24 protein-coding genes and 1 pseudogene are annotated in these 24,246 nt (G+C 40.3%); 3 read left to right on the top strand and 22 right to left on the bottom strand.

Features of this window, described 5'->3' with window-relative positions; all coding sequences use genetic code 11:
• Positions 1–71: 71 nt before the first annotated feature.
• A complete protein-coding gene (locus BUA79_RS07945; protein WP_143147894.1) occupies positions 72–1,343 on the bottom strand; it encodes a DVU_1553 family AMP-dependent CoA ligase in 1,272 nt (423 codons plus the stop codon).
• 158 nt (positions 1,344–1,501) lie between these two features.
• Here BUA79_RS07945 and trsM point away from each other — a divergent pair, with 158 nt between their 5' ends.
• Positions 1,502–2,143 (top strand): DVU_1556 family methyltransferase, encoded by a 642-nt coding sequence (gene trsM / locus BUA79_RS07950; RefSeq protein ID WP_073993908.1) that lies wholly within the window; start codon positions 1,502–1,504, stop codon positions 2,141–2,143.
• A gap of 11 nt (positions 2,144–2,154) precedes the next feature.
• Here trsM and BUA79_RS07955 read toward each other — a convergent pair whose 3' ends face one another.
• From BUA79_RS07955 to BUA79_RS12895, 6 genes and pseudogenes are all read right to left on the bottom strand, one after another.
• Positions 2,155–2,349 carry a DVU_1557 family redox protein gene (locus BUA79_RS07955; protein ID WP_073993909.1) on the bottom strand — a complete coding sequence of 65 codons (195 nt, stop codon included), beginning with the start codon at positions 2,347–2,349 and terminating at the stop codon, positions 2,155–2,157.
• Entirely contained in the window at positions 2,349–4,583 is a 2,235-nt protein-coding gene (locus BUA79_RS07960) for a pyridine nucleotide-disulfide oxidoreductase/dicluster-binding protein (protein WP_073993910.1), read from the bottom strand. Before BUA79_RS07960 ends, BUA79_RS07955 begins: the two co-directional genes overlap by 1 nt.
• Positions 4,584–4,826: 243 nt before the next feature.
• Positions 4,827–7,664, bottom strand: coding sequence for a molybdopterin-dependent oxidoreductase (locus BUA79_RS07965; RefSeq protein ID WP_073993911.1), 2,838 nt, complete (start codon positions 7,662–7,664; stop codon positions 4,827–4,829).
• Positions 7,665–7,695: 31 nt separating this feature from the next.
• On the bottom strand, positions 7,696–8,793 hold the full coding sequence (locus BUA79_RS07970; RefSeq protein WP_073993912.1) for an NAD(P)-dependent alcohol dehydrogenase: 1,098 nt from the start codon (positions 8,791–8,793) through the stop codon (positions 7,696–7,698).
• A gap of 22 nt (positions 8,794–8,815) precedes the next feature.
• Positions 8,816–9,154, bottom strand: coding sequence for a hypothetical protein (locus BUA79_RS07975; RefSeq protein ID WP_143147895.1), 339 nt, complete (start codon positions 9,152–9,154; stop codon positions 8,816–8,818).
• A gap of 501 nt (positions 9,155–9,655) precedes the next feature.
• Positions 9,656–9,984: pseudogene (locus BUA79_RS12895) on the bottom strand (tyrosine-type recombinase/integrase); the annotation flags it as partial.
• Positions 9,985–10,086: 102 nt separating this feature from the next.
• Here BUA79_RS12895 and BUA79_RS07985 point away from each other — a divergent pair.
• Positions 10,087–10,884, top strand: coding sequence for a PucR family transcriptional regulator (locus BUA79_RS07985; RefSeq protein WP_207647329.1), 798 nt, complete (start codon positions 10,087–10,089; stop codon positions 10,882–10,884).
• A 114-nt stretch (positions 10,885–10,998) separates the two neighbouring features.
• Here BUA79_RS07985 and BUA79_RS07990 read toward each other — a convergent pair whose 3' ends face one another.
• The 4 genes from BUA79_RS07990 to BUA79_RS08005 all read right to left on the bottom strand — a co-directional run bounded on the left by BUA79_RS07990 (position 10,999) and on the right by BUA79_RS08005 (position 14,224).
• Positions 10,999–11,496: an HD domain-containing protein gene (locus tag BUA79_RS07990; protein ID WP_073993915.1), complete on the bottom strand. Its 498-nt coding sequence runs from the start codon at positions 11,494–11,496 to the stop codon at positions 10,999–11,001.
• Positions 11,497–11,504: 8 nt separating this feature from the next.
• On the bottom strand, positions 11,505–11,834 hold the full coding sequence (locus BUA79_RS07995; protein WP_073993916.1) for a thioredoxin family protein: 330 nt from the start codon (positions 11,832–11,834) through the stop codon (positions 11,505–11,507).
• Positions 11,835–12,035: 201 nt separating this feature from the next.
• Positions 12,036–13,226, bottom strand: a complete 1,191-nt coding sequence (locus tag BUA79_RS08000; RefSeq protein WP_073993917.1) for an MFS transporter — start codon at positions 13,224–13,226, stop codon at positions 12,036–12,038.
• 14 nt (positions 13,227–13,240) lie between these two features.
• Positions 13,241–14,224 carry a uroporphyrinogen decarboxylase family protein gene (locus BUA79_RS08005; protein WP_073993918.1) on the bottom strand — a complete coding sequence of 328 codons (984 nt, stop codon included), beginning with the start codon at positions 14,222–14,224 and terminating at the stop codon, positions 13,241–13,243.
• A 260-nt stretch (positions 14,225–14,484) separates the two neighbouring features.
• On the opposite strand from BUA79_RS08005, the gene BUA79_RS08010 reads away from it, so the two are divergent.
• Positions 14,485–16,005: a PucR family transcriptional regulator gene (locus BUA79_RS08010; protein WP_073993919.1), complete on the top strand. Its 1,521-nt coding sequence runs from the start codon at positions 14,485–14,487 to the stop codon at positions 16,003–16,005.
• An 84-nt stretch (positions 16,006–16,089) separates the two neighbouring features.
• Here the strand turns inward: BUA79_RS08010 and BUA79_RS08015 are convergent, their stop codons facing one another.
• The 11 genes from BUA79_RS08015 to BUA79_RS08065 form a co-directional block, all read right to left on the bottom strand.
• Positions 16,090–16,947, bottom strand: a complete 858-nt coding sequence (locus BUA79_RS08015) for an ADP-ribosylglycohydrolase family protein (protein ID WP_073993920.1) — start codon at positions 16,945–16,947, stop codon at positions 16,090–16,092.
• Positions 16,948–16,987: 40 nt separating this feature from the next.
• Positions 16,988–17,977 carry a GGDEF domain-containing protein gene (locus BUA79_RS08020; protein WP_242941670.1) on the bottom strand — a complete coding sequence of 330 codons (990 nt, stop codon included), beginning with the start codon at positions 17,975–17,977 and terminating at the stop codon, positions 16,988–16,990.
• Positions 17,944–18,045: a helix-hairpin-helix domain-containing protein gene (locus BUA79_RS12900; protein ID WP_334292712.1), complete on the bottom strand. Its 102-nt coding sequence runs from the start codon at positions 18,043–18,045 to the stop codon at positions 17,944–17,946. Before BUA79_RS12900 ends, BUA79_RS08020 begins: the two co-directional genes overlap by 34 nt.
• A 251-nt stretch (positions 18,046–18,296) precedes the next feature.
• Positions 18,297–19,085, bottom strand: a complete 789-nt coding sequence (locus BUA79_RS08030) for a DUF6577 family protein (protein ID WP_073993922.1) — start codon at positions 19,083–19,085, stop codon at positions 18,297–18,299.
• Positions 19,086–19,406: 321 nt separating this feature from the next.
• Positions 19,407–19,712, bottom strand: coding sequence for a hypothetical protein (locus BUA79_RS08035; protein WP_073993923.1), 306 nt, complete (start codon positions 19,710–19,712; stop codon positions 19,407–19,409).
• An 11-nt stretch (positions 19,713–19,723) separates the two neighbouring features.
• Positions 19,724–20,569 carry a hypothetical protein gene (locus BUA79_RS12265; RefSeq protein ID WP_094757373.1) on the bottom strand — a complete coding sequence of 282 codons (846 nt, stop codon included), beginning with the start codon at positions 20,567–20,569 and terminating at the stop codon, positions 19,724–19,726.
• Between the two features lie 39 nt (positions 20,570–20,608).
• On the bottom strand, positions 20,609–20,860 hold the full coding sequence (locus tag BUA79_RS08045; protein ID WP_073993924.1) for a helix-hairpin-helix domain-containing protein: 252 nt from the start codon (positions 20,858–20,860) through the stop codon (positions 20,609–20,611).
• 60 nt (positions 20,861–20,920) lie between these two features.
• Entirely contained in the window at positions 20,921–21,298 is a 378-nt protein-coding gene (locus BUA79_RS08050) for a PH domain-containing protein (RefSeq protein WP_073993925.1), read from the bottom strand.
• Positions 21,299–21,362: 64 nt separating this feature from the next.
• Positions 21,363–22,877, bottom strand: coding sequence for a hypothetical protein (locus BUA79_RS08055; RefSeq protein WP_094757374.1), 1,515 nt, complete (start codon positions 22,875–22,877; stop codon positions 21,363–21,365).
• A gap of 37 nt (positions 22,878–22,914) precedes the next feature.
• The gene (locus BUA79_RS08060; protein ID WP_073993926.1) at positions 22,915–23,115 is read right to left on the bottom strand and encodes a hypothetical protein; all 201 of its coding nucleotides are present in this window, start codon (positions 23,113–23,115) and stop codon (positions 22,915–22,917) included.
• Entirely contained in the window at positions 23,102–24,115 is a 1,014-nt protein-coding gene (locus tag BUA79_RS08065; protein WP_178138564.1) for a hypothetical protein, read from the bottom strand. The genes BUA79_RS08060 and BUA79_RS08065 overlap by 14 nt, the downstream gene beginning before the upstream one ends.
• Between the last annotated feature and the right edge of the window lie 131 nt (positions 24,116–24,246).

Consider the following 24,246-nt stretch of genomic DNA (forward strand, 5'->3'; position numbering starts at 1 on the left):
AGTCATCACACTGTTCATCTGTAAAATAAATGATATCTACATCATATTCTTCAAGCGCTGTAATAGATGCATCATACTAGTAATTCCATCCTTTTTTTCGTATTTTGTGCCTCTTCAAAACCATGTAATATATTGCTTTCAATTGAAATATCAATCCCTTCTAATCCTGCATTTTCTTTTAGTCGGTACCGCAAACCCTGCGTATCTGCAAAATCTCCCTCGAGAGTCCTTATAAATAAATGAAGTCTTCCATTCCCGACAGCACATTCAAAATCTGCGATACTGCTGTCTGCGTAGACAATTTCTGCAATATCTCTTATGAACATTCTTCCATTTGGGAACAAAACGCTGTTGCATCTGCGTCCACGAATCGTTTCTATTCGCATCAAAGGGCTTTTACATACACATTTTTCCATTTTCATCCGGCCAATATCTCCTGTCCTGTAACGCACCAGCGGCATAGATTCATGGTGAAATGTCGTCAATGCGATTTCACCGAACCCTTCTTCATCCGGTTCGAGTATCTCAAATAAATGATCGCAGGCCCTCAAATGATAACCGTCCTGCCCTAGACATTCTACTGCTCCGAACATCCCAAGCTCTGTCATACCATAGTGACGGAATGTGTTACACTTCCATGAATTTTTAAGACGCACGCAAATTGCTTCAGGTACATCATCTGCGCTCATAAGAACACTTTTCACACTGAACTGCTTCTTCTTTTTATTCATATATCTTTCCAGAGCAGCCATTTGGAATGGGATTCCAATAATCACGTCAGGCCGAAAAGAGACCATGCACTGCATTGCCTTTTCAAGATCTGTTAACTGCCCGAAAACCTCTACTTTCATGCCAAAAGGTTCCAGGCTTCTGCGCACATTATCTCCGATGCTTCCTGCAGAGCCGCCTGACATCATAACAAGCACCTTATCTCCCGGATTGCACATCATAGCAAATCCATAAGGAGCGAACTCCATCGCCTTTTTCAGGTCATTTTGAGTAAAACTGATACGTTTACGGCATCCGGTAGTCCCTGTTGTCGAAACGGTAACAATTCTTTGCACCTCTGAAGCATTTACACACTGAAAACGCCACTCCTGATCAATCAGATCTTTTTCGCATGTAGTAGGAAGCTTCCTAAAATCTTCCATTGTTTCTATACTATCCGGATCATAATCACAAAACAGCTCCTTATAAAAGCTGCTTTTATTTTTTACAACATGGAGCATCTTTTTTATTTCATTTAACTGATATTTTTCCAATAACTGCTGTGAAAGATCCTCTGTATCTATGACTAATTTTTCTGCAGTCCATAAGTCGACCGGTGTTCTTGGTGCTTCCATTTTTGCTCCTCTCTGACGGAACGATCCTATCATTTCATCTAATATTTCCAGCGCACAATTCACATAACCCGGGCACCTGTTGCACCTCCATATTACAACTTGCTTTCCCCCACTCTATCCTATAAAATATATACATAAATTTATATGGGGAGGCAAAAATGCAAAATAATATTTTCCGTCCGGGCGGACTGGCCCTTACCGATCGCGGTGCCAAAAAAGCCGGGCTAAATAGTAATACCTCTGTACTTGATATTGGATGTGGTACCGGAACAACCTTACATTATCTAACCAGTAACTACGGATGCCACATCTCAGGTATTGATCTTTCGGCCACTGCAGTATCTGCAGCATGCAAGCTTTTGCCGGGTGCAACGCTTATTCAGGCTGATGCCTGTAATCTCCCTTTTGGCTCAGATAGCTTTAATGCAGTTTTTATGGAATGCACACTGACACTTTTTCCTGACCCACTAAAAGCCCTTAAGGAAGCTTTTCGCGTTCTTTCACCCAACGGCACACTTATTATTTCAGTACTCAGTCGCGAAAAAGGCTCATGCCTAATTGAAAATGGTACTGCCAGCATAGACCAGCTGACAGATGCTCTTTGTTCAATCGGATTTTCTGATATCGTCTGCACTGACCATACTAATGAGCTGGTCCAGTTCGTTGTGGATATTATTTTTAAATACGGAAGCCTTGACGCCTACCTTACCCAAGCCTCCGAAACACTTGGCTGTTCTGTTTTTGCCTGCGGTATTCAGCCTAAAAATACACATTATCATATGCTGACATCCAGAAAATAAATTCTGGATGTTTATTTATCTTCAAGCTGGGCTTCGACCTCGACCATTTTGCCCACTGCAAGGTCTTTTGGGATCAGCACTCTTCCACATTTCGGGCATCTCAGGACTTTTTCACTAAATGTAAGCGAAAGATAATCAAAAACGACCTGACGCTTACTTAATTCACAGCCACAGCACCTGCATTTCCATTTTTCTTCTTCACTCATCAAATCTCATCCTCCCGAATATGCATACGATGTGAATAGACTTCCTGTATATAATATATCTCATTTTCTTTTTTGTACCTGACCCAGCAGGTCAGATATTCTCCGACCATACGGCATACCACTTCACCGACTTCGTTTTCATAGCCTTCACAGTTCTTTTCATTTAGCCATATCGTCTTTTTTACATCTCCTGCCGGAATCAGTGCCCTTTCCATGTCCACTAGCACATCTGCCGGAATTTCTATCTGAAGATCATCCCATTCTTCTTTTTCAGGATCAAATTTTTCCGCCCAATAGTTTTCCATTAAGGTCTGCTTTACCTGTAAATTATTATTTCTTTTTTCTTCCAACGATGTTAATGGCTTTTCCTCCAGTCCAAAAACCATATCCAGAATGTGCTTTGAAGCTTTTCCATGACTCTGGAATACTTCACGGCAGTTAACACAATAAACTAAATACGGGAAATCGGATTCTTCGATTCGTTCCATGGCAACTTCATCATAAAACTCTGGATTTGCGAGCTGTATATGTCCGCCAAATCCGCAGCATTTCCCATTACTTTCATAATCTGTGGTCTCACATCCGGCTTTATCAGCCAGCTTACGGACAGCTTCCCTGACCTCTCCCATACCATATGCCGAACAGGAGTCAAATATAGAAAATGTCCCGCCAACAGATGGCATATTTTCTTTTTCGAGCAGTTCATAAAGTGAAATCAACGAAACTTCCGGTAGAAAACGCGCAAAAGTACGGCGGCAGCTTGTGCATGCATAGATCACCACAGGTTTTCCCAGTTCTTCCCAGCTTTTCCTTAAGCGTTCCACATGTTCACTGAACCGGCCCTCTTCTCCCGCCCACAATGCAGGAATACCGCAGCAGTCCAGAATAACACCTGTCTTTTTATACTGTTTCAGTAATGCATCATAGGAAGCCAGGACATAATCGGGATTAGATGCACCTAAGCGGCATCCGGGAAAAAATACATAATCACAGCCTGTTTCTCCAGGTGCAGGACGCATCAGTCCTGACTCAGATACTGCCTGTTCCATCTCTTTTAACCAGTATCCATGAAAAGCTGGTGGATAATTTCCACTTTTTACTCTATCCTTCCTTGAAAGTTCAAATACATCACCGATATTTACATTTTCTCCACATACATCAGCGCAGTGCCCGCATAAATTACACGACCACGTCTCCCGTGTAATGCATGCCGAACTTACCGAGTTCCGAGTCATTCCGTCCTGTGCCACATCTATCGCTATTCGTGGCGGCTTTTTCTTATATTTGGCAAGAAGGCTGCAGTCCTTCATACATTCCTCACAATCACACTGCATACAACGGCCTGCCTCTGCCTGTGCTTCTTCCACTGAATATACATCTCCTGCCGGAACGATATGAGGAGCCGGTTCAACATTATGATGCGGTGCATTTTTCTTACAGTCCATTTTTTCCCACTGGATATTTGCATGTTCAGCACTTCCCGTCTGAATGTATGACTCTATTGCTTTTGCTGCCATTGAAGCATGAGCCATTCCCTCAACGCAAGACATCCCAAGCAGTTCACCGCCAAGAAATACATTTTTAATTTCTGTCGTGCCCAGTTCAGTGTCACAACTGTCCAAAAGTCCGAAATTCTCACCGTTTTTTCCAGTCGCAATAAAAATAACATCAAATTCATCCAGCTGATATAAGTCTGTAATTTCTTCTCCAAAGCGAAAATCAACATCCAATGATTCGAACTTTTTTGCAAATTCAGCCTCATAGACTGGGAACCGCTGATGGGTACAAATACTTCCACCCCATACTTTATTTTTATCGAACACTACTACCGGATAACGTTTCCTGCTAAGATACAATGCACAGGCAAGTCCCACCGGTCCTGCCCCTACAACTACTGCACGCTGTGGCAGTGGCGGTAGCTTATAACTTTGTCTTTCCTTTTTTTCCTTTGCCTGCATACAGGCCTGTGCTGACATCCGAATAGAAATCGTTTCTTCATGAAGTACAGTACTTCTCTGACAATATTCTTCGCATGGTGCAGGACAGATTTCACAAATCATGGCTGGAAACGGCAAAGTTTTATGCATTTCCTGCTGCGCCGCCTCAAGTCTTCCCTTGTAAATCTTTTTCAGAACAGATTTGACATCTAAATGAAACGGGCAGGCAGCTATACAGGTAGCCGGTTCTCCATTATAACAATTTTTCACTAGCTCAAATACTTCCTCTCGTTCCATAAATCAATCTCCTTTTTTCACAAAAAGCCGTAATACGATCCATAGTAATATTTCTATTCTACGGATGCACAACAGCTCTCCATCTCTTATTATTTATTATAACATTTTTTATTTGAATGTAAATCGCGTTGCATTTCCTAATTAAATAAAAAATCGTGGGATCACAGAGGCGCGGATAAAGTAAATATTGTTACGCAAACGCGCCTCGCGAGAGAGTTCGCAGGCGAACTCTTCGTTCTTTATTTAAATTGGATTCTCACGAATATATTCAAGTTCATCCTCAAACTCTGTACCAAAGAAATACTTAGGCGGAGTCAGATCTTCTCCATTCTGGAGCTTCTGCCATCCGGCTTTGACCTTATCCGGTGTCGCAGGCAGATCATATATACGCACACCACATGCATTGTTGATACCATTAATGACCGGCATATGCGTACATGCCTGAAATACTTCTGCACATCCGCTTGAGCCATGTGGTCCATGTGGTCTTGGATCTCCTGCATAATAATCCACGCGGATATCATCCGGAATCATTTCACAGCTTGGCACTCCACAGTAAGCCATATTATTCGCCTTGTCAGACGCATCATAATCTTCACTGAGTGCAAATCCGATTCCATGTGAAATACCGCCATATGCCTGACCTTCTACTGATAACATGTTGCCGATCTTTCCAATATCTACAGCAATCGCGAATTTTAATACTTCTGTCTTGCCTGTATTAACATCAACTTCGACCAGAGCTGTACTTACACCATAAGTATATGATTTAAAACGGCTTCCTTCTCCGGTATTTGGATCCTGACATGGATCAAGTCCATATCCCACTTCATCTACATGTCCCCTATATCTTGTCGGAATATTTTCTTCGATCATTTCCTCATATGTACGATATGTCCCATCTTCTTTACGCATTGCATCCAGCAGTTTATTACATGCTTCTATAAGCGCGCGACCACTCATATAATGAGAACGGCTTGCCGCTGAAAGACCAGAGTCTGGTGCAAGTTTTGTATCATTAGTGACCAGACGTACCTTGTCTGGGGTCACTCCAAGTGGTTCAAGATTCTTAAGAACATGAGTCATAGTTCCAATATCAGCACCCTGTCCAAGATCCTGCCATGTATTATAAACATTTATATAACCTCTTTCGCAAAGCTCAATATCATTTTCACAGTGGTCAATAAATCCTTTACCTACATTAAAGCCTCCCATGCCTATACCAACACCGACATGACGACCTTCTTTCTTCGCATCATCAGCAATTTTCTTAAATTCATCGTAATGAACTTTTATCATATCCAGTAACTGTGGGTATGTATAAGTCAGATATGGTCTGCTGTTAATTGTCAGATCACCCGGTACTGCCACATTCTTCTTTCGGAATTCCCATGCATCAACTCCGACCGCCTCTGCTGCCATATCTGTAAGTGCTTCACTCATCGTATAGATCTGCGGTCCGCCAAACCCTCTGTATGCACATGTAAATGCATGATTAGATGAACCTGCACGGGCAAGAGCCTTGATATTTGGAATATTATAGCCCTGAAATGGTACGGAGATCAGGTTACCAAATGCAATTGACGCTGTTCCTGCATAAGAACCATGATCCATTGCCACATCGAATTCTACCGCTTCTATCATACCGTCTTCACTACATGCAAGTCTGCCGTTGGAATAAGTTGCTGAACGTTTTCCTGTCATATGCATATGCTCTTCATAAGTCAGTGTCATTGATACCGGCATATTTATCGTCATTACAGCAACTCCGGCAAGAGCGAACAGATTTGAAATCGTAGAATATCCAAAACATCCGCCCGCAGGATTATTGACCATACGGATCATTTCAGGCTCCAGACCTATTGCAGGTGCCAGCTCGTCACGGCATCCATAAAGATCATGAGTCTTGCTCATAATAGTGAGCATTCCATCCTCATCCCAGTATCCCTGGAATACATCCGGTTCAATAGTCAGATGCGGCTCATGCTGACTGTGCCAGCTGCCCTCAACAACGACTGGGGCTTCCTCAAAAATTTCTTCTGTATCTTTACCTTTATACAAAGGTGCAAATAAATACTGATTTGGCACATTTGGATGAAGCTGAAGTGCATCTGTTGCAAAAGATTCTAAAACATTCATATATGATGGTAATATCTCTAAATCAGCTTTAACTTTTTTAGCAGCCTCTCTGGCAATATCTGTTGATACAGCCGCAACAATTGCATAAATGTCGCCACGGCGGTTGACTACCTCGTCACAGATCAATGGAAATTTAGGCGCTCCCTGTCCTTTCTGACGCGGCACAACTGCAGGAAATGAAATATCATTACTTCCCTGAACATTAGCCGCAGTAATTACTTTAATAACTCCTGGTATTGCTTCTGCTTCTGATACATCAATACTCTTTATACGAGCATGTGGTACGCCTGCCATGACCGGAGCAAGATATGCAACGGTTCCAGGCATTTTCAGTCCTATATCATCACCATAATCTATAGTGCCGCATACTTTTGCCAGTGCTGTCGGACGTGGCAATGAACTTCCATAATACTCTTCACCTTCGCCAAGTTTCCATGTAATATCCTCCATGGTCTTTTCACCGCGAAGAACTGCTGCTGCATCCATAGCTGCATCTACTAACTGCTTATAACCTGTACAACGGCATACGTTTTTATTTTTTGTATACCATTTACGCACTTCTTCTCTGGTCGGACTTTTGTTTTCCAACAGCAGTGCATAGGTCGAAACAATAAATCCAGGTGTACAGAATCCGCACTGAGCACCGCCATGTGTAATCCATGCCATCTGAATCGGATGTAGATTATCCGGTGTTCCTATTCCTTCAATTGTAGTAATTTCTGCATACTCTGGAACTTTCTTCATCTTTATAACGCAGGCGCGAACCAGTTTATTATTCATAATAACAGAACATGCTCCACAAACTCCTTTGTCACAGCCTATTTTAGTCCCAGTCAGCCCGAACCTGCGCAGAACATTTGCCAAACTGTCTTTTTCGGAATTATATACTACATGTCTCTGTGCTCCATTGATTACAATAGATTTTCTTGATATTTTCCCCATTTTTCACCTCATATATTTAGTATCTATAATATTATTCCATATATAAAACAGCTTTTAATACAGAACCTTTTTTCGTATCTTCAAATGCCTCATTTATTTCTTCAAAAGGATAATATTTTATAAGCTTATCAAATGGGAACATTCCTTTACGATAATAATCTAACAGCTGTGGAATAAATATCTTCGGAATTGAACATCCCTCTACCAGACCTGCTAATGTTTTTCCAACTCCCATCAGATCTTCTTCAACATTAATTGTCAGATCCTGTGTCGCTCCCAGAACAATGCATGTTCCAAGCGGACGTGTGCACTGCAAACTCTGACGTACACATACACCGATTCCTGTACAGTCAATTGCATAGTTGCTTCCCAGACCTCCTGTAAGTTCACATACACGTTCCTGAACGCTCTCTGCTTCTCTGGAATTAATAATATCTGTCGCTCCCAGTTCTAAAGCCAGTTCCAGACGTGACTGGACCACATCACAGGCAATAATAGTCGTACATCCGGCAATTTTAGCTGCCATAACAGCACTCAGCCCGACTGGACCGCATCCTGTAATAATAATTGAACTGTCTGGTCCGGGTTTAAGATAATTCAAAACCGCACCTGCACCTGTCTGGATTCCGCATCCCATTGGCGCTACCATTTTAAGATCTATATCTTCTGCTACAGGGATAAGATTATTCACATGAACAACCGCATGTGATGCAAAAGCTCCCTGGCCAAAAAATGAAGAAACATATGTATCTCCCTTTTTCAAACGTTTAGTATCATCGAACTGTACTCCTCCAAAATTCAGTCTTCGATTTTCTATACAGCCATAAGGTCTTCCTGTTCTGCATGCTTCACAGGTGCCACAGTAACCATATGAAAATCCGACCTTATCTCCAGGTTTAAATTCTGTTACACACGGGCCCACTTCCAGTACAGTCCCACATCCCTCATGCCCGAATACCGCAGGTAATGGAACCGGGATGATCTGCTGCCTTGCAACTTCATCCGTATGACAGACTCCACAGGCTGCTATTTTTATAAGAACTTCTCCCTGTTTTGGAGGTTCTAATTCCAACTCACAAATATTAAAAGGTTCTCCCTTTGTTTCTATCAATGCAGCTTGTATTTTCATTCACAAACTCCTTTCAATTCATCTATATTATTTTTAATATCTTGATCTTAGGTCCAAAAACTTTTCCAAGTGCCTGTGGAAATGTCTGTACTTTCAGTTTTCTGAACATAGGTCCGAACCATAACAGAAATACCGGTACGAATACACCTCCTGATAAAATTCCCCACCAGGCAATCGCTGCACCCAGTCCTGCCTGAGACTCATAAAGAGATGTCGTACGACCTCCTCCTAATGGTGCCAGTACAAAAGAGCACATTACCGCGAACCAATCCAGACGGCCTCTTGCAGTAAAAAACTCTTTATCACTTTTCTTTTCTACGCCCCCTTGTCTTTTTTCTGCAATCTTGTACGATATGCACAAAGAGCGCTGAAAAAGCCAAAATACGCAATAGCTATTATAATAGGTATCATGTTTTCTCTCCTTTATTAAATTTTTTACAACTAACTAATTTCTATTTTCCCCTTTTTCCTTTTTCACCTCCGCTTGTTCTTTATACTTTTCCGGAATCTCAAGCCTTTTTGCTATGAAGATTTTATTTCCTTTTTTATAAAATAAAAATGTCTGAGTTTGTCAGAATAAACGTTGTAATTTTTTAACAAACAGGCAGTTTTTTCTAATCTGTTTATCTAATTCTAGCATCTCGGACAGCCACAGAACAGATGAAATCTTAGATAGAGCAATCAAAAAAATTGAAGGTATAAAAAATACCACAGAACCTGTTAAAGTTCGTAAATGATTCAAAAAACGTTGTTATTCCAGAAAACTCCTGATTATAGCTCTTTATCAACTCAACATACTCATTCGAGGTGAACTGGGTCCCTTGATCACTATTTATGATTTCCGAAGCTCCATACTTACTTACTCGTCTTTTGTCCAATAAAGCATTTCATCTGCTTTGCTCTTTCCAATGGTGCCAGCTTTTTACACGGATTATTTTTTAAGTCATAATACCGCTCCGCATAATTAAAAATTGCCGCCAGTTGATTATTAATAGTCTTTAAATAAGTCGCTGAATATCCATCTTTCATCAATTAATTTTGCCATTTCCGAATATCTGCCGCCTTGATATCATTGATTTGTTTGTCTTTGAAATAAGGCAAAATCTTGAGATCAATAATATATTTCTTTGTTCTCATAGTTGTCTCTTTCAAGCGCTTCTCAATATCTTCGTAATAAAGCTCCACAATACTAAAAACTTATATCCTCAGTCACCAATAGATACTATTTTTAATCAAACCACTCAAAAAGGTTATTTATTATCGGAAGATATGTCCATATTTATTGAAAATGACATGAAATTCACGATAGCAAAACGCCAAAAATTTGATTACCTTTTTGCAGAGATAATCGAAAGTGAATCTCTTACCGAATTAGATATACAAGATAAAATAAAATTTACTGAAATTGATTATGAGGCGTCTTACCGTTTACTATGTTTAGATCTACCATTTTTAAACGAGTTGCCAAATGAACATATTTTACATGAGATTTCAGATTCACTCATTAAGTCATATACCACAATTTATAAAAACAAAGTCTATATTTTACTTGTAGATGCTATTAATCTTACTGACATACAAAAGAAACAGAATCTTAATTTTACCTTCACAGTACTTTCCGGTATTTTAAAACGATATAATGCCAGGTGTGGAATCAGTCTGCCTTTTTGCAAACTCAAGCAAATGAGTGAAGCATATTTACAAGCTACTTCCGCATTAGACCTTGGTAATTTTCCGAAAAAAAATGATGGTTACTTTGATTATAATGATTATAGAATCTTTCATTTACTGACTATTTGTAACGATAAAACACCTATTAAGAATTTCAGTAATCCTAAGCTTTTGAAAATATATGAAAATGAGAATAACAAGAAAGCTGACAGACTCCAAATTCTTAGGACATATCTTGAGAATAACTGTAAAATAACTGAAACCGCCCTTGAATTACATATGCATAGAAACAGTATCATTTATCATATACAGCAGATTGAAGAACTCTACCAAATAAATACTAATGATTTTAAGGAACGCCTTGATTTAATGTTAACATTTGAAATCATGGATTTTATAAATTATCAAACTCAAGGATAGCGGTTTACCGTTATCCTATTGGAAGTATGGAGTAGGAATATCTTATTATTGAAACGAGGCATGAATGCTGGATACCCAAGCACTCATGCCTCAAAATTTATATAGAAAGCTATTTCACACTCTTCTCTTATACATAGAATCCAGCATGGATGTCCCTGATTTTGTCCTGAATATCCTGGACTTCACGTTCTCTACTGCTTCACTGTTCATTTCATCCTCCCAGGCATTCACCAGAAAATCCGATTCCACAAGTATCTGATAATCACTGGTATCGATATTCTTGTAGGTATGGTGATGCGCAATCAGCCAGCATACTCTTTCGATGATGGGAGCTTCTGTCCCCAGATTTTCCAGGAGTATCTTCGCCTCATTAGGACCTTCCAGCTGCTGATAATGCCCGGAAGAACTATGGTACTTCTCTTCACTAATCTTGATGCCGATGTCATGGGTAATGGCGGCAATCTCAAGTATTTCCTGGGTCTTTTGATCCAATCCTTCCAGTTCCCCGATTGTTTTGGCGAATGCGTATACTTTGACAAGGTGATTGATCCGTCTTATATCTCCCTCAAAATATCCGATCATTGCCTCCATGACTTTTGCGCTTTGATTCATGTCCTCACCTATTCCCCATATAGTAAACTATAATACCTTGAAACCCCCTTATTTAATTCCTGAACGCTGAAGCATCTGGCTTCTCTTATTGTCATTTTCCCCTCGACAAACACAAGAACGGCAGGAATGGTAAAAAAGTTGTAGTAGGCTGCGATGTCCTGAGATTTCTCCGCATCTACGTGCATACTTTTAATCTTTGGAAATGCCTGCAGCATTTCTTCAATCTTTGGTTTCAAGGCAGTACACACTCCGCAGGATCTGCCACTGAAGTAAATCAAAACCATTGCGTTGTCATTGATTGATTGCTGGATTTCATCCAGCGAGGCTGTGTTTTGCAATAGGGATCAGCTCCATTTCATCTAGAGATTTTGGACCGAAGTGTTGCTGTCAGTATGTGATAATTGTATCTCTGAATTTTCATATTAACAACTAAATCTCGTAAAATTTATTTGCATGAAATCACTTCCTTTCTAAATACAGTATATGCTTTTTATATGCCAAAAATCTCCAACAGGTTGCCCTATTAGAGATTTTATTAATTAAGCTTCTGGCTGAACTTTCTTGATATCCGTCATCAGTAAGGTGAACACCAGGCAAAGAGCCATACAGACAGCGGCAGCCCAGAAATACTGATGGAAATCTTTTGCAAGCGGCGCTACGATGTAGGTAGGAATAACAACAGCACCCAATACCATCAGGGAAGAAGTGATTCCGCCTGCGGTACCGGCATATTTAGGACCGATTCCTTTGAAGAAGAATGGAAACGAAATAACAATTGTAATGAATGCGCTTCTGACAAATCCTAAAATGAAGGAAGCTCCATACATGAAGGCCGGCGGCATCTCAATCATAAACACTGTGCAGACGACAGCGATTATCAGTATGGCTACCAGGAAGGGCTTCATTCTCTTTGCACGCAATACCAGGAACGGCCCGATAAAGGTTCCGGCGATGTTTCCGATGGTCAATGTGGTTGCAAAGCTGTTTGCATAAGATTCCGAGAAGCCTCTTAAGGTGATTAATGCCAACGGCTGGAAGGTTGAAGTGACCATGATGCCGCCTAACATGAAGGCGAACGCAAGTCCCATAAACCAGATATCCTTGCTCTTGGCTGCATGCCCTATCGCTTCTTTAATAGGCACAGAAGTTTCCCGGGCTGCGCCATCGCCTTTTAGCGCTTTTGTACTTACAAGGACAAACCAGGCTAACATGACTACCACGCTGAAACCAGCGGAGAACCAGAAAGCAATTTCCAGCGTTGGGAAAAATACGGCTGTGGAATATGCTGCTGTCATGGATACCGTTGCGCCCAGCATGATTACACCGATTATACGGCCTACCATTTGAGCAGGGAAAAGTTGGCCTACAATTTTGGACATATTTGCGTTGAAGATACAGCATCCAAGACCGGTCAGAATCATGGCAATCAGCATGACACTGTATGTGGTTGCAAAAGGCCGGATGATGAACCCAATGGAGGATAAAATGAATCCTACCGCTACAACCGGTTTAATTCCGAATTTATCCATTAATGATCCGGAGACAAAACTCAGGACGATGGATAACATCATGGGTGCAGTCATGATACTTGCAAACTGCTGGGATGTAAGGCCCAGCTTCGTGAATACCGCTATCGGCATCGCTGCCAGCTGGTACTGTCCAAAATTGCCGATAAACAATCCGAAGAATGCCAATACGGCTATAATGGCCGCGACATGTGTTTTTCTCATTGATATGTTTCCTCCTAATTGAAATAAATTTTGCTTTGATTGTTGATTTCATCCTGGATAATGAAATCCACTTCCGGGAAAATGCTGCCGGGTCCTCCGTAGGTCAGACATGGAATGAATCCACCACCTGGTGCATATTCTTTACAGCATCTTGCAACTTCTGCACGGATGTTTTCTTCAGTAATATCTTCAAAATCGATTTTCTGTGCATCGACTCCGCCCATAAGAATCATTTTCCCCTCCAGTTCTTTCTGAAGTCTGGGAATGTCGTTTTGCGGAAGGACACCCTGCCAGATATCAATTCCCACGTCCACCATGTCATGCACGATCGGTTCCAGGAAACTGTCTGCATGTACCATTACAATAACGCCATTGTCTTTGAAATATTTGAATATTTTTTCGTAGCGCGGTTTGAAAAACTCTCTCCATATTTCTGCACTCATGAACAGGCTGGTTTTTGAGCCCCAGTCATCATGCCAAAGAATCACATCCGGATGCAGATTCTCCACCAGCAGCTTTGCATACATCATTTTATATTCTGTCAGATAATCCAGCAATTCATGCATGGATTCCGGCTCTAGCAGGAAATTCATCAATGCATCTTCAAATCCCATCAGATAATGGGCCTGCTCGTATAATCCCGTAGCCAATAAAGAGGTTACCAGTTTGCCTTCTGCTTTTATGCCTTCAACCTGAGGAACCGTCATAGACCAGTCCAAATCCATATTTGCAAGATCCGGATATTTGACCTGCTCTTTCCACATTGTGATGTCTTTGCATACTTTTGTATCGTCATTAATGATTGGCATGACACCAGGTTCGTTTTCACCCCAATATACGGTAACACCCCATGGATCAATAACCGTTTTCCCCTTCTGGCCGGTTAATGTAGCTGCCATCAGAGGGTCAAAAACCAGTCCAAATGGTTCCCATTCATTAACAAAGGCTTTCGGTGTCCCTCCCCTAAGGGTTTCTAAAAAATTCTGTGCAGCGTTCATTACGATCTTCCTCCTAACATATTATGTAATTTAATAACCTCATAATATGTCCCCGAAAACCTATAATCAATCTTTATCTAGAAAATAACGGGATATATTTTGTATACACTCCAAAAAACTTCAAAAATCCGCCAAAACACGACACATTTTTAACAATACTGAACAGATTATTCATTCTAAATATTTTTTCACTCTACATTTTGTAGTGTCCTTGTGTTTTTTTCGTCGGAGTGTTACCATAAAAAAAAGAGGAGGCAGACATGAAATTAAATCTGGATATTTTGTACTACCAGTTATCCAACATTACGAAAATCGAGTACTTTCCGGGGGTCAGGAAAAATGTGACCGTAAAGAGTCCGATCTTTTTCGAAAAGAGCAAATATTTATCCGGACACCTGGTTGTAATCACTCCAGAATATCTGCCGGAAATCTCGGATTCGGTAAAAGATGTCATTTTCCTCTGCGTGGGAGTTCCACAGGAGATGCCAGCGAACTTCGTACATGACCTCTTCGTCATGACAAAACCTGCTCCGATGGAACAGGTTTTCAATGCGCTGCAGCAGATTTTTGATTTATTCGAAGAATGGGATGAGCATTTGAAAGACGCTTTATATGAAAATCTGGGGTTTGGGGAAATAGTCGAATCCTGCAAATATGTCACTCCATCCCCCATTTCCATCATTGATGAAAACTTCTGTTATGCGGCTTACTCTAAAGATGCCTCAAAAAAAATGGGACTGACCGCAGCATTTGTAGATGATTATAATCACATACCGCTGAATGTTGTGAATATAATCATTTCACATCCCGATTATGAAAGTGATTTGAAAATCAAAGATGTGTTCTATATTTCAAGGGACGCAAATATCATTGCGAAAAATGTATTTCATAATGACTCTTACGTAGGCAGAATTTCCACTCCAATGGAAAAAAACGATTTATCCAACAAGTATAATGCCAGCATACTACTTCATCTGAATTCCTATGTGGAAAGAATGTACGCAAAATACAATGGATTCAATCCCAAAAATCCAAAGCTGGACAGGATGCACTCACTCCTCCCGGAAATGCTGGAAGGGGAAAAAGAAAGCCTGGACGAACTGGAACTGGAGCTGAAGAAGCTAAACTGGCTCCCGGATCATATATATGTTCTGGTCTGCTTTGAACCGGGGCATAACTACAGCAAGGAAATCTATGCTGATTATTTTTGCCCGCAAATAGAAAAAATGTGGAAAGGCACCTGTGCCTTTCCTTATGGATCCAGAATCGTTGTCCTGGTGAATCTCACGATTTTCAGCGAATTCTCAGAAAGTCCTTTCAACCAGGCACTTTCTGTATTCCTGCGGGAAAGCCTTACCATTGCAGGAATCAGCAGAAACTTTAAATATTATAAGAATATATACGCCTCCTACGAGCAAACCCTGATTGCGCTGGAATACGGGAGTTTAAAAGACCCCACAATCTGGGCCTTTTATTACAATCACTATGCACTGGATTATCTGGTAGAGCACGGCAGCAAAAACCACCGTGTAGAAAGCGTCTGCCACACGAGCGTTTTAATCCTAAGAGACTATGACCAGCAGACGGGAAGCGAGCTGTACAAAACCTTGTATGCCTTTTTTGATGCTGGCTTCAATTCTTCCCACGCAGCCAAAAAATTAAACATACACCGAAGCACCTTCCTAAACCGCATGGAGAAAATCGAGCAGATGACCGGAATCCACCTGGAAAACTGGGAACTGAAGCTGCACATCATGCTTTCGTTTCAGATTCTGGGGTAGGATGCTGGGGTGGGAAAGGAAGCGAGCTTAATGGTTTAATGGTTGTTCGAGCTCGATGATTATATCTACAAATATGCATTTGATTTAGTGTGAGCGTGAAATTTGTCGGTCTCTGCCTCCATCACCTGTAAAATCGTTCCAGGCATTCAATATTGCGAGCAGCTCATCATCCAAATAAGTTAATGCTCTCCCTCTGATGGGTTCCGGCACCCCGTAATAGGCTTCGGCGATTGCACCCGTGATAGCAGCTAATGTATCGCTGTCACCGCCTATAGAAATTGCATTCCGAATGGCATCCTCAAAGGACGCAGCTTCCATGAACGCCTCTATGGCCTGTGGTACCGTTTCCTGGCACGTCTCGTTAAACTGGTATGAGTCCCTTATTTCATTTAACGTGAAATCCAGAGGGTAATAGCTGGTGATAATCTTGCATCGGATCTCGTTTTTCGTGAATCCATGCCGTGACATGTATATGGCTACTGCTGTAGCTTCTGCTCCCTTGATCCCCTCTTTGTGGTTATGCGTCACCCCGGTTATCGCTTCAGAAAGGCTGATTGCTTCACTTTCAGTTCTTGCGGCGAACCCCGCAGGGCTTATGCGCATGGCTGCCCCATTTCCAAAACTATTGTATGGTCGGGGATTCTTGCCAAAAACCCATCTTGAAAACATTCCGCCATAGCCGCAGTCAGGATACTTTCGTCCTATTTCCTGCATATAGTTGACAGTCGTTTTTTCAAGTAGGGAATAGTATTCTTTATTATGTTCCCCGGAAGACAATTGAATCATTTTATCCGTTTCAATAAGTGCCTTGGCTACAGCAAGAGTCATAATGCTGTCATCCGTTACCTGGCAGTCCTCTGTAAACAGCTCAAAGTCCTTGCTCCTGAGATTATTGAATTCAAAGCGGGAACCTACTATATCCCCAATAATGGCACCAATCATATTATTCCTCCATTTTATGGCTGTTTTAAATTAATATCATCTAATATTCAATCCTGTTTCGTCCATTTCTTTTTGCCAAATACAGCTTTTCGTCCGCATGTTTCAGCAAATCCTCGACCTTCTCGCCTCCCGTGGATTTTATGCAGTACACTCCAAAGCTGGCCGTTATGCTGAATTCCTTGCCGTCAAACTGTATAACCGATTTTTCCAGGGATTTGCGCATATATTCGGCAGTTGCCTTTGCCGTCTCGAGACCGGCTCCCGGCATGCAAACCAGGAACTCCTCCCCTCCATACCTGGCAATCCAGTCGCTGCCTCTTTTCATGGAATCGGATAATGTCTCTGCAACCTTTTTCAGCACCTGATCCCCGGCAAGATGCCCGTAATTATCGTTTACAGCTTTAAAAAAATCAATATCCACCATAATTATTGACATTTCCTTTGACAGAAGAACTGCGTTCAAAAGGTCGACCGGGAGCTTTTCAATTATATACCTCCGGTTATACATACCCGTCAGTGGGTCGCTGAAAGCAAGCCTGTTCAAATTATCAATGAGCGCATGGACGCCGGCCTGTTCAATACCGGCATTCTCAGCCGAACCGAAAAACATGCTGCTTGTAATATCTTTGATAATCTCAATCACAACTCTTCTGTCCGACAAATCATGGGGTACCGCAGTAATCATGTACGTTTTGTCTTCGCTGTACTCTATTTTTACATATGTTGTATTGTCGTTATAGGCCCTCATGGAAATGCAGTTATCGCACACTTTGTTTTTGCCCCAAAAATCAAAGCAGTGAATTCCATCCATACTCACTTCTTTATTCTTATGCTCAATAACTCTCTTTCGCAACGGATCGACAACCCGCGTAATATCACTGATTTTATTGAATATCGCCCCGCTGCTTAGATAAGCATTTATATCATCATCCATCATCCATCTCCTAATTCTAGTGGGTATTCCGGAACCCATTATCCGGCCACAGGAAACCACTTTTACGTCTCCTGGACATCTTTCCAGTTCCACCACTTCAGCTTCTCCGGATCATGCGCCTCTTCATTTGCATAATATACTGCGCATCTGAAAACATAGAGCACGCACCGGTCAATCTTATACCCTTTTGTCGCACGCCTCCATGCTATTCTTTAATCCCGCATAACGACTCCCTATTCCCAATTTTTGTTTACTTCAAAATGTATTCACTTATACTTTTACAGAGTACCCGAATGTGAAACCTTTTTGCCAGTTATCCCTTGAACATTGCGAGTTAAAACCTCCGTCAGTCATGCGTTTTTCAATCTCACTTCTTAGGAAGACCTTTTTTCAAGAATAATATTATCGTTGTTTATTAATTCCATTTGGCCTCCTTAATTTGATAACTCATGAACTCTATAGTTTTCTCCGATGCTTTGTTCATTTCAATAAGCCAATTTATCTCAACAGAGACGCCTCTGTCTTTAGCTGCTGCTTTCATTTTTGCCATTGCAATAGAATTATTTCTTTGCAAACTTTGATATATTCGAGACAATTCAGGTACCGAAACTCCATACTCCATTCTTGTAACTGCATAATACAAATCGATGAAGCCTTTTTCTTTCTGAGATATATTATCCGTTGCCAAAGAAAAATCTTTTCCCCTCAGCAAAATCACATCTACTTTATTCCTCAGAATTGTTTTTCCTAATATATCACGTTCTTTTTCTGTAAGAACAATCATGTCCTTTTCATTCAACACTTCTTGAATTTCTTTGATGCCAGATTCTTCGACAATTATAAGTACTGGATAATTCTCCGGCATGTGTAGGATTTCTCCTACCAATGAATCCATTCCTGTGATATAAAAATCGTATCCATACTCTGTTAAAATATCATAGAGTTCTTTAGATTTTCTCTGCAAATATTCATAGCCTGCTGATACATTATCTTCATTATTCCTATTCAGAGAATAAATCCCATGCCCAGTTCTATAAAGCTTTCCCTGTTGTACTAATGAATAAAGTCTCCATGAAATTGTCTTCCTATTCATTTCTGGAAATAAGGAGTATATCGCTTTGAGACTCAATTCATCACTATTATTCATATGTATTGAAAGCTCACTGAGAAACTTTTCATGCGCGGTCATATTTTCTTTATTCATATCATCCTCCTCCAAAACATTGTCAGCAAAACTTTGTTTTGATATCTATGTTTTGATAACCTAGCTACACAGCGCGTAGTTTTTTCAACAAAAAAGAAATTATAACAACAAAATTGCCCTTACTTACATGTCGGCAAAAATTTACATCCTTCTTTCGATTTATAAATGGCTGAAATACATCTATTTATTCTATGAGTTCTTGTTAATCAACTTTTTACAAGCATGTTGCAAGCACCCCAAAGGTATAACTCATTACCGTTTTATCTACCGAATCGGATAACAAGCGGATTGCTACTATGTTTGTCTCATTGCTCATTTTGCTTAAAATTCACCCTCATAAACGTCTTCTTCATAATATTCAGCAAGATCTAATATTCCAGTTTCATATAGGTTATCAAGCATTTTATCAATAATCTGTTCAGAATCACTGTAAAGACAAAGGCAAATTGCGCCTTTTCCCATGACCATTTCTACTCGTTCCATTTCCACTTTGCAAGGATAACAAAAAAGAACGTGAGATTCCATCAATGAGCTGTAGCTAATGTTTATACTTTCTATTTTAAGTCTCCAGTGATTGCTGTATTTCAATTCATAATTCAAGGTAGATATATCTTCCTTTTTATTCAATTGAATTCTCCTTATATGCCGAACAGATACCATGCATCCCGGAATTGGTTTTCCTCGTCTTCATCAATAAATTCAAATGTTCGCATTGAGGTTTCTGGATGATTGTTGCCATCTTTTCGCGGAGTATGCAACCATTTCGTATAATCTTCTTTTATCCGATAGGCGATATACTCACTGGGGACAACATAATAATAAGGTTCGTTCCCTTCTCGTAGGTTCACCAAAACATAATACAAATTATCCTTCACATTCTCTTCCGAACTTTTGCTCATTTTCCATTTCTTCTGGTTTTTTTTGTTACAAGCTTTTACTTGAACACCAACAAACGAGTCTCCTTCTTTTTGAGCAACCAGAATGTCAATCGCTTTTGTGTTTTTTGAGGTCAATGTTGCAATATAGCCTCTTCTAGTCAACTCAGCTGCTACAAATAATTCGCCAGCAATCCCCCAACTTCCAGCCTTGTCACTTTCAGAATCTTCATTGATTGCCGCCTTCTCTAATCTATTGATAATTTCTTTGATAATGCAGGGTATTGTTCCATTTTTATAGGTTCTTGTGTAGCTAGCTCCGTACTCGTACCCGCCGCACATATGCTCTTCTCTTGAGTAGATAAACAAATAAACAAATAGAGCATACAATGTCAGTTTTTTGGGATTTCGCCTGTTACATCTTTCAAAAGCATACCAGCCATCCTTATATAAGTCATAGCGCCTACAAATCAATCCATGTTCATAAATGAATTTTTCAAGACGATCAACAAAATCAATGATTCTTTGATCGTCGTCGATTGATATACCATCCATCTCATCATTAAATTCCGACATTTTGAAAAATAAATAATCATTATTATATTTCATCCAGTATTATCCCTCATATAATAGTTGCGACTTCCCCGCTTATATATCTTTCCATTTCCACCACTTCAGCTTCTCCGGATCATGCGCCTCTTCATCAGCATAATATACTGCACATCTAAAAACATAGAGTACGCACCGGTCAATCTTATACCCTTTTGTCACGCATAATCTTTCATAAAGCTCTTCCGGGTTTTTGTCCCTTAAATCGTTTATGCTATTTATGCCAATCAGCATTAAATCTTCGGCAATCTTCTTCCCCACTCCTGGTATCCTTTGAAGCTCTTTGTTCATGTCGCAGGCCTCCATGCTATTCTGAAATTCAGCTAACGGCTCATTATATCCCGGTTTTGTTTACTTAAAAATGTATTCACTTATGCTTTTACAGAGGGCCAGGATATCAACGCCGCCGGCAAGTTCAAATTTGACGCGGCCTACTCCACTCAGCCACACTTCAAGCTCCGCATCCAGGTCAAATGTACCTGCCGTTTCGACAGAATAGGTCTGGATCTTACTGTAAGGGATAGATGTATAATCAACCTTCTTGCCGGTTATCCCTTGAACATTGCAGCTAATAATCCTCTTGTTCGTAAAAACGACCCGGTCCCTCATGGCAACGTAGCTGCCCATCACCGTTTCGCCGCTTATCAGCAGCTCCCCAACGACTCTTTCGCCGTTAGAGATATTTTCCCCTTTTAATTTAATGATGCCCTTGTTGTTGAAATCAATCATACAGCCTCCTTTGGATTTTTCAATGACTTTGATTCGTCTATTTATTCTATGAGTTCATGTTAATTCATTCTCTCCCAATGATATGCTTTGTCTTTTCAATTGGGAATGGTGCTTTCTCCTCAGAAAAATATTCAATATTTACAACTTCAGCCGTAGCAGTATTTTCGTCCTTACCGACCGGTACTATAACAAAATCTCCAACTTCTATAGTATCTTCATCGCTGATATAATAATAGCTCTTGCCGTCTTCACTAAACTCAACACTACAAAACATAAACTCACCAGCTCGGCGTTTTGCTTTGCTGTATACAGATGAATCAAGAATTTCACCCAAATTGTAAAATCGCATGAAGTTAAAAATGTCTTCAGCAAACTCAGGCCAATCTTTCGGGAGACCATTTTTATCGTATGATCCTTTAATTACCCGCTGTGGTTTTTTCTTAAAATCAACAGTGATCGCATAGTCCTTAGTTTCATTCGTGTTATCATGTGCATCTGGAGGGTTTCCTTCTATATTTTCAAACAATGAGTCTGCATCCAAGTCATCAAGTAAATCAGCCACACCTTCCTCAACTTGATATTTTCGAGTGACAATGCAACCAGACCCAATTCTTTGTATATGCTCTACACTTTCTGACTCACGGTCAATAATCAACTGCTCCGAATAATCCCAGGTTACTGTGTCAATCTTTTCACTCGGAGGAACTTTAGGTTTAATTTTTGTAATCCTATGATATTCAATTAAAAGCCTTTCAACCTTTTCTGGTTTATCATCGCCATCAAAAACGAAGAGGTTTTCAATGCCCAAAGCATCACGCAACATTTCCGAAAGATCTTTACCGTCGATTTCATAATCTGCACATAATGAACCTTTGAAAGGAAATTCATGCCCTTCCGTATTGGTGATCGTCATTTTCCAAGATCCTATATCAGTAGCAAAGACATCTCCAAATTCTCCACTGAAGAATCTACTAAAAGCCGAAAAAATATATTCAGTTTTTTCTTTATCTAAGCTGAAATTTTTAGTACGGCCACGTTCGTATTTCCCATCCCCATTTCCAAAATTATATCCAGTGAACCAGACACGGCCGTCAGCTGTCATCGTTAGGTGTTGCTCCACTTCGCCTTCCGGCATTGGGCAGGGACCATAGCCAATATTATTAGATATAATTTTGATTTTCTTTGCCTGACCATCTAAAACAAGTGAACTATAGCCATTTTCTGAACTTAATACCGCCAAACGTGAAAATGCGATTATGAACCACGGCCTGTTTTCCGGCGAAAGCAACTCTTCACTATATGACCAATGGGTAATATAACGCCACTTTGAGAAGATAGCCGAACCCAACAATGATATATCGTCTATCCGATTAATAATCTGTTCAAAATGGATACAGTCGTCAAAAGCCTGTGTGTTTGGAAACGCTTTCTGAAATGACTCTCCGCAATCCATCTTAAAGCCAAGGGCGAAACACTCTTCAGCAAAGCCCTCCTCAACTTCAATTTCTGAGGTCTTTGTACTTCGATATTTTTTGAACCATTTAACGGCAAATTCATAGACTTGTTTTATATCTGCCACTGTGTTCACCTCAGTTCTTTACACATTTATTGTATCATTATTTTTTAGGGTTAATCTTCCCCTTGGTTACAAATGCCAAAACAGGAGCGCCAACTAAAACTACCACGCCTGCTACTGCTTTTCCTGCATCCTTAATTCGTTTAACGTGTTCATTTCTGCAATTTTCACAATATTTATGCTTATAACTATCTGGGAGAGGTCTTTGGCATTTCTTATTCTTGCATTTACTGATCTCCATCATATTCACCTCCTAACAGTTTTTGTTCTATGTTACAAGGTAATGCTTGGATTTTCTTTTCAATATCCGGTAGCGTCTTTGACCAATAATTCTCTGGTGATGGATCTATTAAATCCAATCGTTCCACCAATCCTTTGGTTCCAAGATATGTTTTTTGTATGTATTCAGCATAATACTTAAGACTTTGCTGTGCTGCCTCAGTTTCTCCCATTTCGTGATAAGCAATTGCCTCCGATAAAGAAACCATATTTACTGCATATAAGCTTTCTCGAATTTCATTCATTCTAGAATTCACTTTTTCCGGAGCTGCACCTGAGATAAATTTTCCCCAGAATGATTCCGGCTGATTCTTTACAAAAGACACATTTGTATTTTGACTTTGCATCAAAAGGTTTCTGCTGTCTTCGGCATCAGAGGCAATCCGTAATAGAGCTATTGCTTTTAGTTCAGGATTCTTGATTGTCATAGCCTGCAATAATTTCTGTTGACAACTATATGCTGTAGCCAATCTATCATATTCTTGCCCTTGTCGAACCTCTTCAACAGCAACCTTTATAAGTTCAATCTGTTCAGCTATCTGAGCCATTTGCATTTGAGTTGCATAACTCGTCATAGCTTGAGATATTTCTGGTGTAACCTTTACGGTCTTTAGTGAAACTGTAGACACTATTTTCTTGGTTTCTGGATTCACAAGGTTTGCCATCAAAGACCCATCTTTTTTGGTCATCAGCGTTAAAGCACCATTAGCAAACTTTGATTTCTGCTCATCTGTCAAAATAGCTTGGAATGTTTCCTCTGGAATACTTGCCTTTACTGCGTTAATAAATGCGGGCGCTGAATAGAGCATCTCTTCAATTTTAGACAATACAGCTTTTGCATTTCTTAGCAATGGTTTCGCAACTTCTGGTACAGAAGAGAACTGCTTGGCCACATCGGTATAATAATCCTCATTGGAAACTACATCAATTTCATCAGGCATTATATAAATTATGTCATCCATATGCACACCTCTACTTTCATTTTGATTTCTATAGAAGAACTTGTAGTTTCTGCGAATTCAAATCATCCTAATCCTACTATAGGATTTCGATTTTATAGTACCTTCTTGCCTCACTTATTTCTTGCCATTCG

Source organism: Parasporobacterium paucivorans DSM 15970 (genome assembly GCF_900141895.1).
In the GTDB taxonomy this organism is placed as follows: Bacteria; Bacillota; Clostridia; order Lachnospirales; family Lachnospiraceae; genus Parasporobacterium; species Parasporobacterium paucivorans.

Bases quoted from the DNA above. Each gene is read 5' to 3' on its own strand.
- BUA79_RS07945 (WP_143147894.1), bottom strand. From the start codon at position 1,343: ATGGAAGCACCAAGAACACCGGTCGACTTATGGACTGCAGAAAAATTA.
- trsM (WP_073993908.1), top strand. From the start codon at position 1,502: ATGCAAAATAATATTTTCCGTCCGGGCGGACTGGCCCTTACCGATCGC.
- BUA79_RS07955 (WP_073993909.1), bottom strand. From the start codon at position 2,349: ATGAGTGAAGAAGAAAAATGGAAATGCAGGTGCTGTGGCTGTGAATTA.
- BUA79_RS07960 (WP_073993910.1), bottom strand. From the start codon at position 4,583: ATGGAACGAGAGGAAGTATTTGAGCTAGTGAAAAATTGTTATAATGGA.
- BUA79_RS07965 (WP_073993911.1), bottom strand. From the start codon at position 7,664: ATGGGGAAAATATCAAGAAAATCTATTGTAATCAATGGAGCACAGAGA.
- BUA79_RS07970 (WP_073993912.1), bottom strand. From the start codon at position 8,793: ATGAAAATACAAGCTGCATTGATAGAAACAAAGGGAGAACCTTTTAAT.
- BUA79_RS07985 (WP_207647329.1), top strand. From the start codon at position 10,087: ATGAAATTCACGATAGCAAAACGCCAAAAATTTGATTACCTTTTTGCA.
- BUA79_RS07990 (WP_073993915.1), bottom strand. From the start codon at position 11,496: ATGAATCAAAGCGCAAAAGTCATGGAGGCAATGATCGGATATTTTGAG.
- BUA79_RS08000 (WP_073993917.1), bottom strand. From the start codon at position 13,226: ATGAGAAAAACACATGTCGCGGCCATTATAGCCGTATTGGCATTCTTC.
- BUA79_RS08005 (WP_073993918.1), bottom strand. From the start codon at position 14,224: ATGAACGCTGCACAGAATTTTTTAGAAACCCTTAGGGGAGGGACACCG.
- BUA79_RS08010 (WP_073993919.1), top strand. From the start codon at position 14,485: ATGAAATTAAATCTGGATATTTTGTACTACCAGTTATCCAACATTACG.
- BUA79_RS08015 (WP_073993920.1), bottom strand. From the start codon at position 16,947: ATGATTGGTGCCATTATTGGGGATATAGTAGGTTCCCGCTTTGAATTC.
- BUA79_RS08030 (WP_073993922.1), bottom strand. From the start codon at position 19,085: ATGAATAAAGAAAATATGACCGCGCATGAAAAGTTTCTCAGTGAGCTT.
- BUA79_RS12265 (WP_094757373.1), bottom strand. From the start codon at position 20,569: ATGAAATATAATAATGATTATTTATTTTTCAAAATGTCGGAATTTAAT.
- BUA79_RS08045 (WP_073993924.1), bottom strand. From the start codon at position 20,860: ATGAACAAAGAGCTTCAAAGGATACCAGGAGTGGGGAAGAAGATTGCC.
- BUA79_RS08050 (WP_073993925.1), bottom strand. From the start codon at position 21,298: ATGATTGATTTCAACAACAAGGGCATCATTAAATTAAAAGGGGAAAAT.
- BUA79_RS08060 (WP_073993926.1), bottom strand. From the start codon at position 23,115: ATGGAGATCAGTAAATGCAAGAATAAGAAATGCCAAAGACCTCTCCCA.
- BUA79_RS08065 (WP_178138564.1), bottom strand. From the start codon at position 24,115: ATGGATGACATAATTTATATAATGCCTGATGAAATTGATGTAGTTTCC.